The sequence below is a fragment of the Stenotrophomonas sp. CFBP8994 genome (assembly GCF_034044835.1).
Classification (GTDB): domain Bacteria; phylum Pseudomonadota; class Gammaproteobacteria; order Xanthomonadales; family Xanthomonadaceae; genus Stenotrophomonas; species Stenotrophomonas rhizophila_A.
Map to the genome: position 1 here is coordinate 165,797 of NZ_JAXCWT010000006.1, position 15,920 is coordinate 181,716.

15 protein-coding genes are annotated in these 15,920 nt (G+C 69.7%); 4 read left to right on the top strand and 11 right to left on the bottom strand.

What is annotated here, in order from left to right; all coding sequences use genetic code 11:
* The 4 genes from SOM39_RS16895 to SOM39_RS16910 form a co-directional block, all read right to left on the bottom strand.
* Positions 1 to 627, bottom strand: a complete 627-nt coding sequence (locus tag SOM39_RS16895) for a hypothetical protein (RefSeq protein WP_320459027.1) — start codon at positions 625 to 627, stop codon at positions 1 to 3.
* A 3-nt stretch (positions 628 to 630) separates the two neighbouring features.
* Positions 631 to 972: a type II toxin-antitoxin system prevent-host-death family antitoxin gene (locus SOM39_RS16900; protein ID WP_068852335.1), complete on the bottom strand. Its 342-nt coding sequence runs from the start codon at positions 970 to 972 to the stop codon at positions 631 to 633.
* Positions 973 to 1,043: 71 nt separating this feature from the next.
* Positions 1,044 to 1,367, bottom strand: a complete 324-nt coding sequence (locus SOM39_RS16905) for a thioredoxin family protein (protein WP_320459028.1) — start codon at positions 1,365 to 1,367, stop codon at positions 1,044 to 1,046.
* A gap of 3 nt (positions 1,368 to 1,370) precedes the next feature.
* Positions 1,371 to 1,790, bottom strand: a complete 420-nt coding sequence (locus SOM39_RS16910; RefSeq protein ID WP_093535732.1) for a host attachment family protein — start codon at positions 1,788 to 1,790, stop codon at positions 1,371 to 1,373.
* 153 nt (positions 1,791 to 1,943) lie between these two features.
* On the opposite strand from SOM39_RS16910, the gene SOM39_RS16915 reads away from it, so the two are divergent.
* Genes SOM39_RS16915 through SOM39_RS16930 form a run of 4 tightly spaced genes read left to right on the top strand, consistent with a single transcriptional unit; the run spans position 1,944 to position 6,141 of the window.
* A complete protein-coding gene (locus SOM39_RS16915) occupies positions 1,944 to 2,621 on the top strand; it encodes a DUF3348 domain-containing protein (protein WP_320459029.1) in 678 nt (225 codons plus the stop codon).
* 10 nt (positions 2,622 to 2,631) lie between these two features.
* Entirely contained in the window at positions 2,632 to 4,914 is a 2,283-nt protein-coding gene (locus SOM39_RS16920; RefSeq protein WP_320459030.1) for a DUF802 domain-containing protein, read from the top strand.
* Positions 4,911 to 5,558, top strand: coding sequence for an OmpA family protein (locus tag SOM39_RS16925; RefSeq protein WP_068852349.1), 648 nt, complete (start codon positions 4,911 to 4,913; stop codon positions 5,556 to 5,558). The genes SOM39_RS16920 and SOM39_RS16925 overlap by 4 nt, the downstream gene beginning before the upstream one ends.
* The gene (locus SOM39_RS16930) at positions 5,548 to 6,141 is read left to right on the top strand and encodes a DUF2894 domain-containing protein (protein WP_320459031.1); all 594 of its coding nucleotides are present in this window, start codon (positions 5,548 to 5,550) and stop codon (positions 6,139 to 6,141) included. Before SOM39_RS16925 ends, SOM39_RS16930 begins: the two co-directional genes overlap by 11 nt.
* Here SOM39_RS16930 and SOM39_RS16935 read toward each other — a convergent pair.
* Genes SOM39_RS16935 through SOM39_RS16965 form a run of 7 tightly spaced genes read right to left on the bottom strand, consistent with a single transcriptional unit; the run spans position 6,138 to position 15,749 of the window.
* Positions 6,138 to 6,899 carry a 2,3-dihydro-2,3-dihydroxybenzoate dehydrogenase gene (locus SOM39_RS16935; RefSeq protein WP_320459032.1) on the bottom strand — a complete coding sequence of 254 codons (762 nt, stop codon included), beginning with the start codon at positions 6,897 to 6,899 and terminating at the stop codon, positions 6,138 to 6,140. The two genes, SOM39_RS16930 and SOM39_RS16935, sit on opposite strands and share 4 nt — an antisense overlap.
* Positions 6,896 to 10,816 (bottom strand): amino acid adenylation domain-containing protein, encoded by a 3,921-nt coding sequence (locus SOM39_RS16940; protein ID WP_320459033.1) that lies wholly within the window; start codon positions 10,814 to 10,816, stop codon positions 6,896 to 6,898. The genes SOM39_RS16935 and SOM39_RS16940 overlap by 4 nt, the downstream gene beginning before the upstream one ends.
* Positions 10,813 to 11,079: a phosphopantetheine-binding protein gene (locus SOM39_RS16945; RefSeq protein ID WP_093535746.1), complete on the bottom strand. Its 267-nt coding sequence runs from the start codon at positions 11,077 to 11,079 to the stop codon at positions 10,813 to 10,815. Before SOM39_RS16945 ends, SOM39_RS16940 begins: the two co-directional genes overlap by 4 nt.
* Entirely contained in the window at positions 11,076 to 11,711 is a 636-nt protein-coding gene (locus SOM39_RS16950; RefSeq protein WP_320459034.1) for an isochorismatase family protein, read from the bottom strand. The genes SOM39_RS16945 and SOM39_RS16950 overlap by 4 nt, the downstream gene beginning before the upstream one ends.
* Positions 11,711 to 13,363, bottom strand: a complete 1,653-nt coding sequence (locus SOM39_RS16955) for a (2,3-dihydroxybenzoyl)adenylate synthase (protein ID WP_320459035.1) — start codon at positions 13,361 to 13,363, stop codon at positions 11,711 to 11,713. Before SOM39_RS16955 ends, SOM39_RS16950 begins: the two co-directional genes overlap by 1 nt.
* Positions 13,363 to 14,556 carry an isochorismate synthase gene (locus tag SOM39_RS16960; protein ID WP_320459036.1) on the bottom strand — a complete coding sequence of 398 codons (1,194 nt, stop codon included), beginning with the start codon at positions 14,554 to 14,556 and terminating at the stop codon, positions 13,363 to 13,365. Before SOM39_RS16960 ends, SOM39_RS16955 begins: the two co-directional genes overlap by 1 nt.
* Complete coding sequence (locus SOM39_RS16965; RefSeq protein WP_320459037.1) at positions 14,553 to 15,749, bottom strand: MFS transporter; 1,197 nt, start codon at positions 15,747 to 15,749, stop codon at positions 14,553 to 14,555. Before SOM39_RS16965 ends, SOM39_RS16960 begins: the two co-directional genes overlap by 4 nt.
* Positions 15,750 to 15,920 lie beyond the last annotated feature (171 nt).

Below are 15,920 nucleotides of genomic sequence, written 5' to 3' on the forward strand. Positions count from 1 at the left end.
TCAGGCCCCGCTTTGCCGTTCCATCGCGCGCATCACGATGGGCTTGGCCCAATCGGGCGTCTGCAGCAGATCGATCACCGTGACCGGAAAATGCAATCCCTCGCGATCCAGCTGCAGCAGCGGCAACGGTGCCGCCCTGCCCTTTGCATCGGCGGGCGCGCTGTTGTCGTACACATGCAGCTCGGCAAGATGCGGCAGCAGTTCGATCAGGTTCTCGCGCGCGGAATCGAAACGTGCGCGGATCTTGTCGTGCGGAATATCGTGTCCGCCCTGGCTGACCCGATCGGCCACGCGTTCGATGTGCAGCGCCACGCTGTGCAGGCCGCAGAACCAGATCGCCACGTCGTGGGTCTGGCAGGCATCGCGCAGCAGGCGCGGAATGGTGTTGCCGCCCAGCGTGGTTTCAAACGCGAAATCGGTGCCATCGGCCATCGCCTGGCGCAGCCGGCGCGCGCCTTCGCTCCACGCGGCCGCGTTCGCCTCGTCCAGCGGCCAGCCCTGCTCCACCAGCCGCCGGGTGAAGCTGTCCGGATTGAACCAGGTCAGCCCGGCGTCGCGCAGCCATGTGCCCAGCAGCGAGCTTTTACCGGCGCCATTGACGCCGGCCAGTACCAGGATCCGCGCCACCGATCAGAGCGACGGGCCAAGGGCGGTCCTGCGCCCGCGACGGATCGGCTGGCCCATCACCTTGCCCAGCCCACCGTCGGTATTGAGGCTGGCCAGGGTGGTATCGAACTCCGCACGCAGGCGATCCAGCTCCCCCTGGCGCGCGTCATCCGGGTTGCCGGCCGCGCGGGCCAGCAGCTCCTGGTAGGCCTTGATGTCCACGATCACCGCTTCGGGGTGGTTGTGGTTGGTGATCACCAGGGCCTGCTTTTCGCGCACGGTGCGCATCAGGCTCGGCCAGCCCCGGGTCTTCACCGATGAGGCAGTGGCCTTTTCAAGGCCGGGAACATCCAGGGGCAGGCTCATGACGGACATCCAGCGGAAGGATGTGGCCACTATACCCCTTTTGGGTAAATTGGGAATAAAGGGATATTCATCTACCCGAGGACGCGTTCGAGGGCATCCATATCTGCCTGGGCGGTCGGGCGGACCACCCGCTCGACCTCCTGCCCGTCGCGCAGCAGGACCAGCGTGGGCCAGAGCTTGACCGTGAAGGCGCGCCCCAGAGGGCGCCCCTTGCCGTCTTCGACCTTGCGGTGGTCGAGGCCGTGTTTTTCAACAAAGTCCCTGACCACCGGCTGCGCCGCCGCGCAATGCCCGCACCAGTCCGTGCCGAATTCCAGCAGCTGCCAGCCTGTGCCAGCCTCCACCTCGGCGCGGGCAGGCTCCAGCAGATCGGTGAACCTGCGTGCGTAGGCCATGACTCAGGCCGCCAGGGCGCGCTGGATGTCGTCCAGCGTGGAATTGGTGTAGTCCTTGGCGATCTCCTTCAGCATCCGGCTCTGTACTTCCTTGTGCAGCTGCGGCCGGATGTGGCCCAGCGTGGTCGGGTCGGCGATCAGGATCAGATGCTCATAGCGGTGCTTGAGCGCGTGATCGTTCAACTGCTGCGCCAGCTGTTTGGCGAAGGTGGCTTCATTGAGCTGGGAAATGCTCATGTCCTTGGGCACCGAGCCGGATGGCCCCTGGCCGGAGACGCCTTCGGCGCTGATGTCCTTGACCTCCAGTTCCTCCTCCTGCTTCAGCTGCAGGGTGCGGCCATCGCCCACATTGGTGAACACGCGGGCCGAGCCGCCATCAGCGACGATGACGAGGGTACCTTTGGGGATCTGCAGGGTGGACATGGTTGAACTCCTTGGATGGAAAAACGGGCGATGTGTTGGCCCGCCCCCACCGTAGGCAAACGGATGTAAGCGCGGTGCATAGGCGCGTGTTCACCGTGTGTGCAAGGGCATTCAGGGAGTCGGTCGGTCATTACAGTGTAAAATTCGCGGTTTTTGACCGGAACCATGGCGAAGAAGCAGCACCGCACGCCTGTCCCCGGCCCGCCCTTCATCCGGTTGCTGGCGGCGCTGGCCGACCGCAATGCCCCGCGTACCGGGCCCGACCTGTCCGACCGGCTCAGCCAGTGGATCGACTGGACCCGGGCCGTGGCCCTGTCGCGCGCGCTCGACGGGCGGCTGCCGGCCGTGGCCGACGCCGCACCGGGTTCCGTCGAGGCGCTTGACGCGGAATGCGCGCGGGTACGCGCCACCCTGGTCGAAAGCATCACCGCCCCGCCGGCGGCAGGCAAACCGGCCGCGACCGACGCCACCGCCTACCGCCAGCGCTGTCTCACCGTGCAGCGCGCCATGCTCACCGCCACCGGGCGCCTGCGCGGCCTGCTGCGGGACCGGCTCAGTGCCGGGCCCGGCGAGCTGCCCCGGTTGGCCGAGGTGGACGCCGCCATGGAGCAGGCGCTGAGCCCGCGCGAGCAGCAGCTGCTGGCCAGCGTGCCGGCCCTGCTCGGCGCCCATTTCGAGCGTCTGCGCGACGACGCCGGCACCGCTGAGGTCGATCCCGACAGCGGCTGGCTGCACTTGTTCAGGAACGACATGCAGGCCGTGCTGCTGGCCGAGCTGGATGTCCGTTTTCACCCCATCGAAGGCCTGCTTGCAGCGCTTCGCCCCCACTAACCGGGCTGTCATGTTCAGAACTCCTCTCTACCTCGTTGTTTTCCTTGCCGGCCTGCTGGCGGTGTGCTGGATCGGTGCCGGTTACGTGGGCAGCAACCCGGTCGGCCTGGCCGTGGCGCTGGTGATTGCCGCCTGCTATGTGGCCGGTGCAGTGGAACTGCACCGCTACCGGGCGGCTACCGCAGGGCTCGGCGTCGCGGTGGCTGAGGCGGCGACGGCGCCGGCCAACCTGGGCGAGTGGCTGGAGAAGGTACCGGCAGGCCTGCGCAACGCGGTGCGCCTGCGCGTGGAAGGCGAGCGCGTGGCGCTGCCGGCGCCGGTGCTGACCCCGTATCTGGTCGGCCTGCTGGTGCTGCTGGGCATGCTCGGCACCCTGCTGGGCATGATGGCCACCCTGCGCGGCACCGGGCTGGCACTGGGCAGCGCCACCGACCTGCAGTCCATCCGCGGTTCGCTGGGCGCGCCGGTGGAAGGCCTGGCCGTGGCGTTCGGCACCTCGATTGCCGGCGTGGCCACCTCGGCCATGCTGGGCCTGCTGTCGGCGCTGTGCCGGCGCGAACGCCTGTTGGGCGTGCAGCAGCTGGATACCCGCATCGCCACCACCCTGCACCTGCATTCGCAGGCGTGGCAGCGCGCCGAAGCCTTCCGCCTGCTGCAGGCGCAGGCAGGCCTGATGCCGGCGCTGGTGGACCGCCTGGAAGCGATGAGTGCCGCGATCGAAGCGCAGAGCGGCGCGGCGGGTGAACGCCTGTCGGCAAACCAGGACGCCTTCCATGCCCGCGCCGAGGCCGCCCATGAACGCCTCGCCGGTTCGGTGCAGGAGGCATTGCAGGCCAGCGTCGCGCAGAGTGCGCGCGCGGTCGGCGAGGCGCTGCAGCCGATCATGGCCGAGACCATGGCCGGCATCAGCCAGCAGACCACTGCCCTGCAGGCCACCGTGGGCGATGCCGTACGCGCGCAGCTCGACGGCCTGGCCAGTGGCTTCGAAGCCAGCCGCGCCGCCACCAGCGAGACCTGGAACGCTGCGCTCAGCAGTCAGAAGCAGGCGCACGACACCCTGTCGGCAGAACTGCGTTCTACCCTGGCCACGCTCAGCGAGCAGCACGACCAGCGTGCCGTGCAGCTGCTGGAAACCCTGGCCGCCCGTCTCGACGCCAGCGTGGATGCATGGACCGGGGCACAGACCGAACAGGCGCAGCGCCATGCCGCCCTTACCCGCGATCTGCGCAGCACGCTTGAAGGTTTCAGCCAGCTGCAGGGCGAGCACGGCGCCCGCCTGCTCGATTCGGTGGGTACGCGTCTGGCTGCTTGGGTCGACACCCTCGCCGAGCGCATGGACAGCAGCGCCAGCACCCACGCGCAGGCGTGGCGCGATGCGCTGCAGGGCCAGCAGTCGGTGAACGCCGAACTGGCCGAACGCAACCAGCAGGCACTGGTCGCGGCCACGGCCAGCTTCGATGGGCACGCACGCTCGCTGGTGGACGGCCTGCAGGCCTCACACAGCGGCTTGCAGGATCGGCTTGAGGCGCGCGACGCGCAGCGCCTGGCTACCTGGAGCGATGCCTTCACCCAGTTGTCGGAACAGCTCGGCCAGCAATGGGCCAACAACGGTGCGCAGGTTGCGGCCAGCCAGCAGGCAGTCTGCGAAACCCTGTCGCGTACCGCACACGAGATCGGCACGCAGGCGCAGGCGCATGCGGCCGAGACCATCAGCGAGATCTCGCGGCTGGTCACGCTCGCCTCGGAAGCCCCGAAGGCGGCCGCCGAGGTGGTCGCCGAACTGCGCCAGAAGCTGTCCGACAGCATGGTCCGCGACACCGCCATGCTCGACGAACGCACCCGCCTGCTGGCCACGCTGGAAACGCTGCTGGATGCAGTCAACCACGCGTCCACCGAACAACGCACCGCCGTGGACGCGCTGGTCAGCACCTCGGCCGATCTGCTGGAGCGCGTGGGCACGCAGTTCACCGACCATATCGCTGCCGAGACCGGCAAACTGGATGGCGTGGCCGCGCAACTGAGCGGCAGCGCGGTGGAAGTGGCCAGCCTGGCCGAGGCGTTCGGCACTGCGATGCAGAGCTTCGGCACGGCCAGCACCGGGCTGGGTGAGCAGCTGCAGCAGGTGGCCGGCGCGCTGGATGCCTCGATGACCCGCAGCGATGAGCAGCTGGCCTACTACGTGACCCAGGCGCGTGAAGTGATTGACCTGAGCGTGCTCTCCCAGCAGCAGATCATCGAGGAACTGCAGCAGCTGGCCGGCCGCCGCCGCAGCGCCGGGGCCGCCACCGCATGAGCGACGAGATCGAGCTGGAAGGCGAAACCGGCGCGCCGATCTGGGCCGCCTTCGGCGACCTGATGTCGGTGTTGCTGGGCGCGTTCGTGCTGATCCTGGTCGGCGTGGTGGCGCTGCAGCTGGAGCTGTCGCATCGCCTCGATGAGGAAGTGGCGCAGCGCCAGGCCGAAGCCAAGCGGCGCCAGACCCTGGAACAGGCCCTCGCCGGCCCGCTCGCCGCCGGGCGGGTAACGCTGGTGGATGGCCGCATCGGCATCCGCGGCAGCGTGCTGTTCGCGCTCAATTCCGACCAGCTGCAGCCGGAAGGCCGCGAGCTGCTGCGCAGCCTGGCTGCGCCGCTGGCCGGGTATCTTTCATCGCGCGAAGAGATCCTGATGGTCAGCGGGTTCACCGATGACCGTCCGGTACGCGACAGCAACCGCCAGTTCGCCGACAACTGGGAACTGTCGGCCGAGCGCGCATTGACCGTGACCCGCACCCTGATCGCCGAAGGCGTGCCGGCCGGTTCGGTGTTCGCCGCCGCGTTCGGTGCCGAACAGCCGGTGGGTTCCAACGCCGACGAAGAAGGCCGCGCACGCAATCGCCGTGTCGAAATGGCGCCGATTCCACGCCCGAAGCCGACCGTGGCGGGCGATGGACGGTAACCGTACCGCCGCCAGCGACCGGCTCGCGCACTGGCGCGGGCAGCAGCTGGATCGCCACGATCCGGTGCAGTTCGCCTTCCTGGAAGCGCTGCAGCGCCGCGCGCAGCTGGCCAGCGGTTCGCTGCGCGGCGTGCTGGATGCCCGCCTGGAGACGCTGCTGGCTGCCTACGCCGAACGCGTGGCTGCCGCGCCCGGAGCAAGCGCGCCCGCGAAGCGCTCACAAACGGCGGATACGCTGGACGCGCTGGGCCAACCGCGCGCCACGCACAACCCCGACTACCCCGCACTGCCGGCCCTGGCCGAGTTCCGCAGTGCGTGGGCCGCGCTGCGCACCGCCGGCCAGGTGCGGCAGACATTGGCGCAGACCCCGAGCGATGGCGGCCCGTTGAACTCCAGCGTGCTGGTGCACCGTGCCATCGGCTGGATGGGCGAGGTGTCGCCCGCGTACCTGCAGCACTTCCTGGCCTACATCGACAACCTGGCCTGGCTGGAGCAGATGCAGCAGCGCGGCACCCTGCCCAGCCGCGACAGCGTGCCCGGCCGCACCCCGGCCAAGCCGCGCCGCAGCCGCACCGCGCGCTAGCCGCGCAGGGTCGCGCCGCCGTCCACGTACAGGTCGCTCATGGCGATGTGACCGGCCTGGTCGGACAGCAGGAACATCACCGCCTGCGCGATGTCATCCGGGGTAGCCAGCTTGCGTAACGGAATGCCGGCCTTGTAGGTCGCCGGGCTGCCATCGATGACCCGCTGCGCGCCGTGGTCATCGGCCCACATGCCGGTCTGCATCGGGGTCAGCGTCGACCCCGGCGCCACGATGTTGCAGCGGATGCCGTGCGGCGCCAGTTCCAAACCCAGGCAGCGGGTGAACATGGTCGCCGCCGCCTTCGACGCCGCATATGCGGCCATGCCATGGCGCGGCACGCCGGCGGCATTCGAGCTCACCGTCACGATGGCACCCTGCCCACGCGGCACCATCACCCGCGCCAGCGCACGGCTTAGATGGAAGACCCCATCGGCATTGACCGCGAACACATCGTGCCATTGCGCGTCATCAATGCCGGTGACCTCGCCGACCTGCAGCACGCCGGCAACGCTGATGCCGAAGCCGATCGGGCCAAGGGTGGCTTCAACCGCTCCAACCAGTTCGTCGACCGCCGTTGAATCGGTCACGTCCAGTGACCGCGGATGCAGTCGCGGGTGGGGCGGCAGCGCCGGTGCGGCCAGGTCGGTGGCGACCACCCTGCAGCCGCTGTCCAGCAGCTGCTGGACCAGCGCAGCGCCAATGCCGCCGCTGGCGCCGGTGACCAGTGCAATCGTGTTCTCGAATCCTGTCAGCTTCATGTCCTGTCCTGTCGTTCAAGGCGGTCCCAGTGCTGCAGCCGCGCCGACAGCCACGGCGCCAGCTGCGCCACGGCATCACGGCCGGTCAGCTCGGCATGCAGGAACGGCAGCGGCAATGCTTCCACCCGCGAGGCGTGCGCCTGCCACAAGGCAGACTGCAGGTGCGGCCGCTGCGCGTGGTCATTGCCGGCACGCACGTGCACCAGGGTGCCGGCGAAGTGGCGATGGTGATGCTCGCGGATCAACCGGTTGGTGCCGGTCACCGCGCGCACCACGCCGTCCAGCACGTGCCCGGGCAGGTTGCCCAGCGCACTGTCGCCACGGCGCAGGAACGCGACGATGCGCTCGCGGCTGTCCAGCTCGGGGTGGCGCTCCGGGTCGTAGCCGGCAATGGCTAACAGCGCACGCAGCGCCGCCACCGGATCCGGCTCGGGTTCCGCGCGCCAGCATTCGCTGGGGTAGGCATCCAGCAGGACCAGCGCGCCCACCTCACGCTGCATCGCCTGCAGCTGTACCGCGATGGCCTGGGCGATGATGCCGCCCACCGACCAGCCCAGCAGGTGCATCGGGCCCTGCGGCTGCAGCGCGAGGATGCGTGCGGCGTAGTCGGCCGCCAGCGCATCGATCCCCGCCGGCAGCGGCTGCGCGGGGTCGAGTACCGGCGATTGCAGGCCGTGCACGTCGCGCGCCGGGTGCAGCGCACGGCCCAGCTCGCGGTAGTTCCAGGCGATGCCGCCTGCGGGATGGATCACGAACAGCGGCACCCTGCCCGGCTCACCGCGCGCGAGTGTGATCACTGGCGCCAGGCCGTGGTCGGCGTCCTGCAGCGGCGCCTCCAGGCGTGCAGCCAAGCCCGCCACCGTCGGCGTGGCGAATACCGCACCCAATCCCGGGTCCTGCTGCCAACGCTGCTGGATCGCCAGCAGCAGGTGTACTGCCGACAGCGAATCGCCGCCCAGCGAAAAGAAGTCCGCGTCCGCTGCAGCCGGCGCCGCCAGCCCGAGCACCTGCTGGAACAGCGCGGCCAGTGCCTGTTCCGTGGGCGTCTGCGCGCTGCGGCCGGCCGCGTGGGTATCCGGCAGTGGCAGCGCGGCGCGGTCGAGCTTGCCGTTGGCCGTTACCGGCCACGCCTGTACCACCACGATGGCCGCCGGCACCATGTATTCGGGCAACTGCGTGCCGAGCGCACGGCGCAGGCTTCCTGCGTCCAGTACGTCGCCGGACACGTACGCCACCAGGCGTGCCGGCATGCCCGGGTCCTGGTCGCGCAGCAGCACCTCGGCGCGGGTCACGCCGGGCAGCCCGCGCAACGCGGATTCAATCTCGCCCAGCTCGATGCGCAGGCCGCGCAGCTTGACCTGGTGGTCACCGCGGCCCAGGTACTCCAGCGCCCCGTCATCACGCCAGCGTGCCCGGTCGCCGCTGCGGTACAGGCGCCCTCCGGGAACGTGCGGATCGTCGAGGAAGCGCTCGGCGGTCAGGTCGTCGCGCCCGAGGTAGCCACGCGCGAGCTGCACCCCGCCGAGATACAGGTCGCCGGGCACGCCCGCCGGCAGCGCCCGAAGCTGTGCATCCAGCACGTACAGCCGGGTGTTCCAGACCGGGTAGCCGATCGGCACCGGGTCGGAACGGTCCTCGCGGGAAGCAGGCCAGTAACTGACATCCACCGCCGCCTCGGTGGGGCCGTAGAGATTGTGCAGCTCCGCATCCACGCGCGCATGGAAACGGTCGCGCAACCCGGCGTCGAGCGCCTCGCCACTGGTGAACACCTGCTGCAGCGGCAGGCCCCGAAGATCGGGCACGGCCAGCCAGGCATCCAGCATGGACGGCACGAAATGCAGCGTGGTGATGCGTTCGGCCGCGATCAATCGGGTCAGCGCCTGCGGGTCGCGGTGCAGGCCGGGCGATGCGATCACCAGCGTGGCACCGCTGATCAGCGGCAGGAAGAACTCCCACACCGAGACATCGAAGGTGGCCGGCGTCTTCTGCAGGATGCGCGCCTCCGGCCCGATCCGGTACTGGCTGCGCATCCATTCCAGGCGGTTGACGATGGCGCGGTGTTCCACCACGACGCCCTTCGGCTCGCCGGTGGAGCCGGAGGTGTAGATCACGTAGGCCGCGTCACCCGGTTGCACGGTATCGGTGAGCGCCGCGTCGCTGCAGGTCGCCCACTGCGACGGCGACAGGACGGGCGCGCCCACGAAACGATGGGCGTCGCCTGCCTCCGCCAACACGCACTGCGGCTGCGCCGACGCCAGGATCTTCCGTAACCGCGCATCTGGATGATCCAGGTCCACCGGCAGGTACGCGCCCCCGGCGCGCACCACCGCCACAAGCGCGATCAGCAGCGACAACGAACGCGGCAGGGCCACCACAACGCGCGACTCGCGGGTAACGCCCATTGCCTGGAGCTGCAGCGCCAACGCACGGCTGCGCTGTTCCAGCGCCGCGTAGCTCAATGCCTCGCCGTCGTACACCAGCGCGGTTGCGTCTGGCGACTCGGCCAGCTGCAGGTTCAGCAGCGCGGCAAGTGACACATCGGCAACTGCATGCTGCGTGGCATTGACGGTGTACAGCCAGTGCTGCGCTTCGTCAGGCGTGCACAGCGCAATGTCTGCCAGCGGGCCACCGCGTGCCTGCACGTCGAGCGCGGACGACACGAAATGCAGCAGCCGTCGGGCATGCGCGGTGATCCCCGGCCGCGTGTACTGCTGCGGATTGGCCTCGATCTCCAATGCCAGCGACGTCAGTGCATCCCCGCGGAAACCGAAGGTGATGTCGTCCACCGGTCCGGTGCACAGCACCTCCAGCTGCGCCGTGACCCCCGGCCACGGCAGCGGCCGGTAGAACGGCTGCACGTTCACCAGGGCGCCGTGCAGCCGATGCTGCTGGCCGCTCCAGCCCAGGTCGCGCCGGATCTGCTCGCCCCGGTAGCGGCCATGCCGGCGGCCCCGCACCAGTGCCCGTGCGGTATCGCGCACCCTGGCCTCAACGGTTTCATCTGCGGTCGCGGCTACGCGCAGCGGCAGCACGTTCATCACCATCGCCGGGACCCGTGCCGAGGCGCTGCCCAGCCGCCCCATGTAAGGCACACCGACGGTCACCTCATCGCTGGCCGTCATCCGTCGGCAGTACTCGGCAGTCAACGCGGTGAGCAGGTCCGGCCAGGGCTGGCCCATGGCCTGCGCAGCGGCCAACAGCTGTTCGCGCAGCGGCACGTTGATGGTTTCGGTCACGCGCAGCGCATCGGCTGTTGCCGCTGCCATGCCACCCCCCAGTCCCTCTGCGGGTGCCGCGTCCTGCATGTAGGCCCGCCAGTAGCCCGAATCGGCCACCCGGCGCTCACCGGTGCGGTACTGCGCATCTTCGTCCAGCACCGGCCGCAGCGGCTGCAGGCCATCGCTGGCTTCGCCGGCGTACAGCGAACACACCCGGGCGCTGAACTGCGCCATGCCATAGCCATCGGTGGCCAGGTGATGCACCCGCAGATACCACGCGAAACGCCGCGGACCGAGCACGAACAGGCGCTGCTGGGCCATGCGGTCGCGGCCGGGATCGACCGGCTGCAGGCGGTCGGCCTGCATCACCTCGCGCGCGGCGTGCAGCGGATCGGTCTGGACAGAAAGATCCACCACCTGCACACGCGGAATGTGTTCCGGGTCCAGCCACTGCTGCGGCACGCCCGCTTCGTTTTCGGCCACGCGCAGGCACAGTGCCTCGGCTTCAGCGGCGGCTGCATCGGCAGCCGCACGGAAACGGTCGACATCCAGCGCGCCTTCAAACCACACGACGTGTGCGGTATTGAATGTTGCGGGCGCAGGCGACAGGCGCTGCGCGTACCACAGCCCGGTCTGCGCCTCACTCAGCGGATACCGTTGCCGCCCTGCGCCCTCGGCGCTGGCCATCTGCGCGCTCATGCCCCGGCGCTGGCCCTGGCCTGCAGCTGCTGCACCACCTGCCACCAGCCGGCCAGCGTGGTGTGCTCGGCCAGGTGGCCGAACTCCAGGGCGATGCCGGTATTGCTCCAGGCCAGCACCAGCCCGAGCACCCGCATCGAATCCAGGCCCAGGTCCATCAGGTGGTCGTCATCGCCGACGGCGTCGGGCGCTTCGCCGAGCATGCCGGCCACATCGGCGCGCATCCGTTCCAGGGTCAGGGGTGCGGTGAGGGTGTCATTCATGCCAGGCGCTCCAGCAGCTGGTCGGTGGTCATCGGCACGCCGCAGGTGCGGGCGATCCAGTGCAGCGCCTGGTCATGGTCGGCACGCGAGAAATCGGCCACCGCATCCGCCGCGATGAACGCTTCGATATCGCGCTGGAACGCTTCGGCCACGGTGGCGGTGCAGCCGATATGCGCGTACACCCCGGTCACCAGCAGCTGGTCGCGGCCGCGTGCGCGCATCATCGTCTCCAGGTTGCTGCGCTGGAAGGCGCTGTAGCGGTGCTTGACCAGCACGTGGTCGCCTTCGGCGGGCGCCAGCGCAGCGATGATCGCCTCGTGTTCGCGGGTTGCCTGCATGCCCGGCCCCCACAGGTCTGCCTGCAGGCCGCGGTCACGCAGGTCCTGGTTGCCGCGCTGGGCGGTGTAGAACACCGGTATGCCCTGCGCCCGGCAGTGCGCGACCAGCCTGACGATGTTGGCGGTTGCCGGGGCCAGCGGCGCGGCATCGGCGCCGAACGCGGCCAGGAAGTAGCGCTGCATGTCATGCACCAGCAGCGCGATGCGCGCCGGGTCAGGTTGCCACGGTCCGCGCGGCGCCGGCAGTTCGGCCGCCGTGGGCAGCGCGTAGGATGGAATGGTGGGCAGCGCCATCAGCGCGGTTCTCCTGTCTGTTCGATATGGCGCGCACGCAGCTGCGCACGCAGTTCGCGGCGGCTGACCTTGCCCACCGCCGTGGTGCCGAAGGCGTCCACGAACACCACCTGGTCCGGCACCTTGAAAGCCGCAAGACCGCGGCTGCGCACCCACGCCTTCAGGCTGGCTGCGGTCGGGCGCTCGCCGCGCGTGATGACGAAGGCACAGCTGCGCTCGCCCAGGTACGGATCGGGCATGGACACCACCGCCGCGTCGAAGACGCTGGCGTGCGCGAGCAGGTGGTCTTCGATCTCCTCGGCCGAGATCTTTTCGCCGGCACGGTTGATGTGGTCGCCGGCGCGACCCTGCACCACCAGGTAGCCGCCCGGCAGCTGCTGGACCCTGTCGCCGGTGCGATAGAAGCCATCTTCGGTGAACGACCGCGCGTTCGCGCCGGGGTCGTTGTGGTAACCGCGGATCGTGTACGGGCCCCGCGTCAGCAGGTGGCCCACCTCGCCCGGCGCGACCGGGTGGCCGTGGTCGTCCACCACCAGCACTTCATCGTCGGGCGAGATCGGGCGGCCCTGGGTGTTCAGCACGCACTCCGGCGCGTCGTGCAGGCGGGTGTAGTTGACCAGGCCTTCAGCCATGCCGAACACCTGCTGCAGCTGGCAGCCCAGCCCGTCGATGACCCGGCGCGCGGCTTCCGGCACCAGCTTGGCCCCGCCGACCTGCAGCACCTGCAGGCTGGACAGGTCATGCGGGGTGCTGGCTGCTGCCTGTGCCCACAGCAGCGCCAACGGCGGCACCAGGCCCACGCAGGTCACCTGCTCGCGCGCGATCAGCGGGAACGCGGTGTCCGGGCCTGCGCCGGGGCTGAGCACCACCCGTGCCCCGGCATACAGTGCGCCGAAGAAGCCCGGCGAACTCATCGGGAAATTGTGCGCGGCCGGCAGCGCCACCAGGTACACGCTGTCGCGGCCGATGCCGCAGATCGCGTTGCTGGCGCGGAACGAGTACAGGTAGTCGTCGTGGGTGCGCGGAATCAGCTTGGGCAGGCCGGTGCTGCCACCGGAGAGCTGCAGGAACGCCACCGACTGCGGGTCGGGGTCTGCCGGCAGCGCGTCAGCGGGTCCGGCGAGCTCGGCGAAGGAAAGGAATTCCGCTGCATCGCCGACAATCAGCACGTGGCGCACACTGGAGATGGACGCCTGCAGTTCGCGCGCGAGCGTGCGGTAGTCGAAACCCTCGTATGCCGACGCAGCAATGTAGGCGCTGGCTTCGGCCGTGCGCACCACGTGCGCAATCTCGGTCAGGCGATGCGCCGGCAGTGCATATACCGGGATCAACCCGGCGCGGAACAGCCCGCAGACCACGCTGACGAATTCGACCGTGTTGCCCAGCTGCACCACCACCCGGTCACCCGGCGCCAAGCCAGCGGCCAGCAGGCCAGCACCGATGCGCCCTGCCTCCTGCCACAGCTGTGCGTAAGTCAGGCGGGACCCGCCGCCGACCACGGCCACGTCGTCGGCGAACTGTCTGGCGCGCTCACGCAGGAAACCGGGGAACGTTTCGCCACGCCAATAGCCGGCGGCGCGGTAGCGGGCGACCAGCGCCGGCGGCCAGGCCTGGCGCAGTGGCACACGCACCGGAGAAACGACTGCATTCATCAGAGTGTCCATCCTTCAATCCGTGGGGCGGCGTCCGCGCCCAGCGCGGCCAACAAGGCCCCGAACTTCACCCCGGTCTCGGCAACCTCCGCGGCCGGCTCCGAACCGGCGACGATGCCGGCGCCTGCATGGATGCGGGCCTGGTGGCCCTGCACGCGTGCGCAGCGGATCGCCACGTACCAGTCACCGTCGCCGTGCGCGTCCATCCAACCCACCGCGCCTGCATAGAAGCCGCGCTGCACCGGCTCAAGGCGGCGAATGGTATCCAACGCCAGTGCGGCAGGCGTGCCGCACACCGCCGGCGTGGGATGCAGTGCAGCCAGCAGCGTGGCCACCGAGGTGGACGGATCGCGCAGGCGTGCTTCGATGCGCGTGCCCAGGTGCCACAGGGTGGTGGTGGCGTGCAGGGTCGGCCGCGCTGCAGCGTCTATCCACTCGCAATAGGGACGCAGCGCCGCCACGATGGCGTCGACCACATAGCGGTGTTCGTCATGGTCCTTCGCCGAACCCAACAGCTCGCGGGCCGCCTGGGCGTCCTCATCCGGATCCGGGCGACGCCGGGCTGAGCCGGCCAACGGATGCGAAAACACCTGCGGTCCACGGCGCGACACCAGCAGCTCCGGGCTGGCACCGACCAGCCATGCTGGCGCATCGCCGGCGGCCACCGGCAGCGGACACAGGTAGGTGACCGCGTCCGGGTCATGGCCCAGCCGCGCCACCAACGCACGCGGGTCGATAACCGCGCGGCTGTGCACACGCAGCGTGCGGGCCAGCACCACTTTCTTGAGTTCTCCGTCGCGGTCGTGCAACCCTGCCAGTGCGTGCCGCACCGCGTCCGCGTACTGCGCGGCGTTCGGCTCGGCGTGGATGTCACCGCTGAACGGCAGTGCCGGCGTCACCACCTCCGCCACCCCCTGCGCCAGTGAGGCGGGCTGGTACAGCGCGTCGTCACCCTTCGGATCGAACGGCACCGCGCCGACCAGCAGTGCCGGTGTGCGCCCTTCGCGCGCGAAGAAGGCCCGCGCGCGGGCATCCAGCGTGGCGGTGCCGCCGGACGGAAGCGTGGCGTGGCAGCCACGTGCATCCAGCGTGCGCCCAGGCAGGCGCAGCAGGAAGTGCTGCGCTGCGTCGCCGGCACCGGGATCGCCCACCTGCGCGATGGTGTCGCTGTCCGCGCGCACTGCGTCGTTCATGCCGCGCGCCTCCCATCCAGCGTAGCCGCAACCGCCAGCCCCAACAGCACCAGACCCACCAGCAGGTACGGCGCACTGGGGGCCGCGCGATACAGCAGCGTGCCCACCATCGGCCCGATCACCATGCCCAGTCCCTGCACGGAAGCCACCGCACCGGCAGCCGCGCCCTGCTCGTGCGCCTGCACCGAATCGGCGGCCAAGGCCTGGAACGAGGGAAACACAAACCCCATGCCGAACGCCGCCAGCGCATAGGTGGCCAGCAGCTGCCAGGGCGCCTGCACCAGCGCCACCGACGAAAATCCGATACCGGAGATCACTGCACCCAGCGCGATCCAACGGCGTGGCGGCATGGTCTTGAAGGTCATCACGAGTACCTGGGCCACGATCAGCCCAACCCCGACCGCCGTCAGCGCCAGGCCGGCCATGCGCGCGCCTGCCGCCGGCGCCAGCTGCAGGCGGTCGATGGCGAAGAACCCCACCGTGACCTGGGCAATGGTCACCGAGATCATCGCCGCGAACACCGCCATCACCGGCAGGCGCAGGCGCGGGTCGTACCAGGCCAGCGCGGCACGCGGACCGTTGGTGGGCGCCGCCGGCGGTGGCGCCGACGGCAGCCGCCAGGCGATGACCAGCAGCGCGAGCACCGGCAGCAGTGCCGCCACGTACAGGGTCAGCGCAAGGTCGTGGAACGCGACCCAGCCCGCTGCTGCGGGCCCGATCACCATGCCCAATGCATTGGCGCTGCCCAGTTTGGCCATCGCACCGGCACGTTGCCCGGGTGCGGCTTCATCGGCCACCAGCGCCGCGGCGGTCGGTGGCACGGCGGCATAGAACAGGCCGACCAGGGCGCGCGTGCCCACCAGCACCAGCACCGACAGCCACACCGCCGGCGGTGCCTGCAACGCGGTGTCCACGAACACCGCCATCACGATATAGACCACCGCATACGCGGCCAGTGCGATCAGCAGTACACGGCGGCGCCCGATGCGGTCGCTCAGTGCGCCCCAACGTGGGGCCGACAGCATCCACAGCACGCCGGCCGCGGTCACCGACAACCCCGCGTGCCATTCGGACAGTCCCAGCAGGCGCACCACCGGGCCGATCACCGCGACGAACGCCATCATCGCCATGGTGCCGACCCACGCGGCGAAGACCAGAGCCGGCAAGCCGGAAACCACGGGAGTTGAACGCATGCATCACCACGACCGATCAGGAATGGACACGCACCGCGCGAAGGCGGGCGTTTGATTGATTCGGCTTCGTCGATTCAAGGACCGGCGTGGCTATCGTTTCAAATGATAACAGCTCGCATTTAGGTTTGCGCGATCAATGGTTCCGGTGTTCATGATGCGGATCAACGCCGT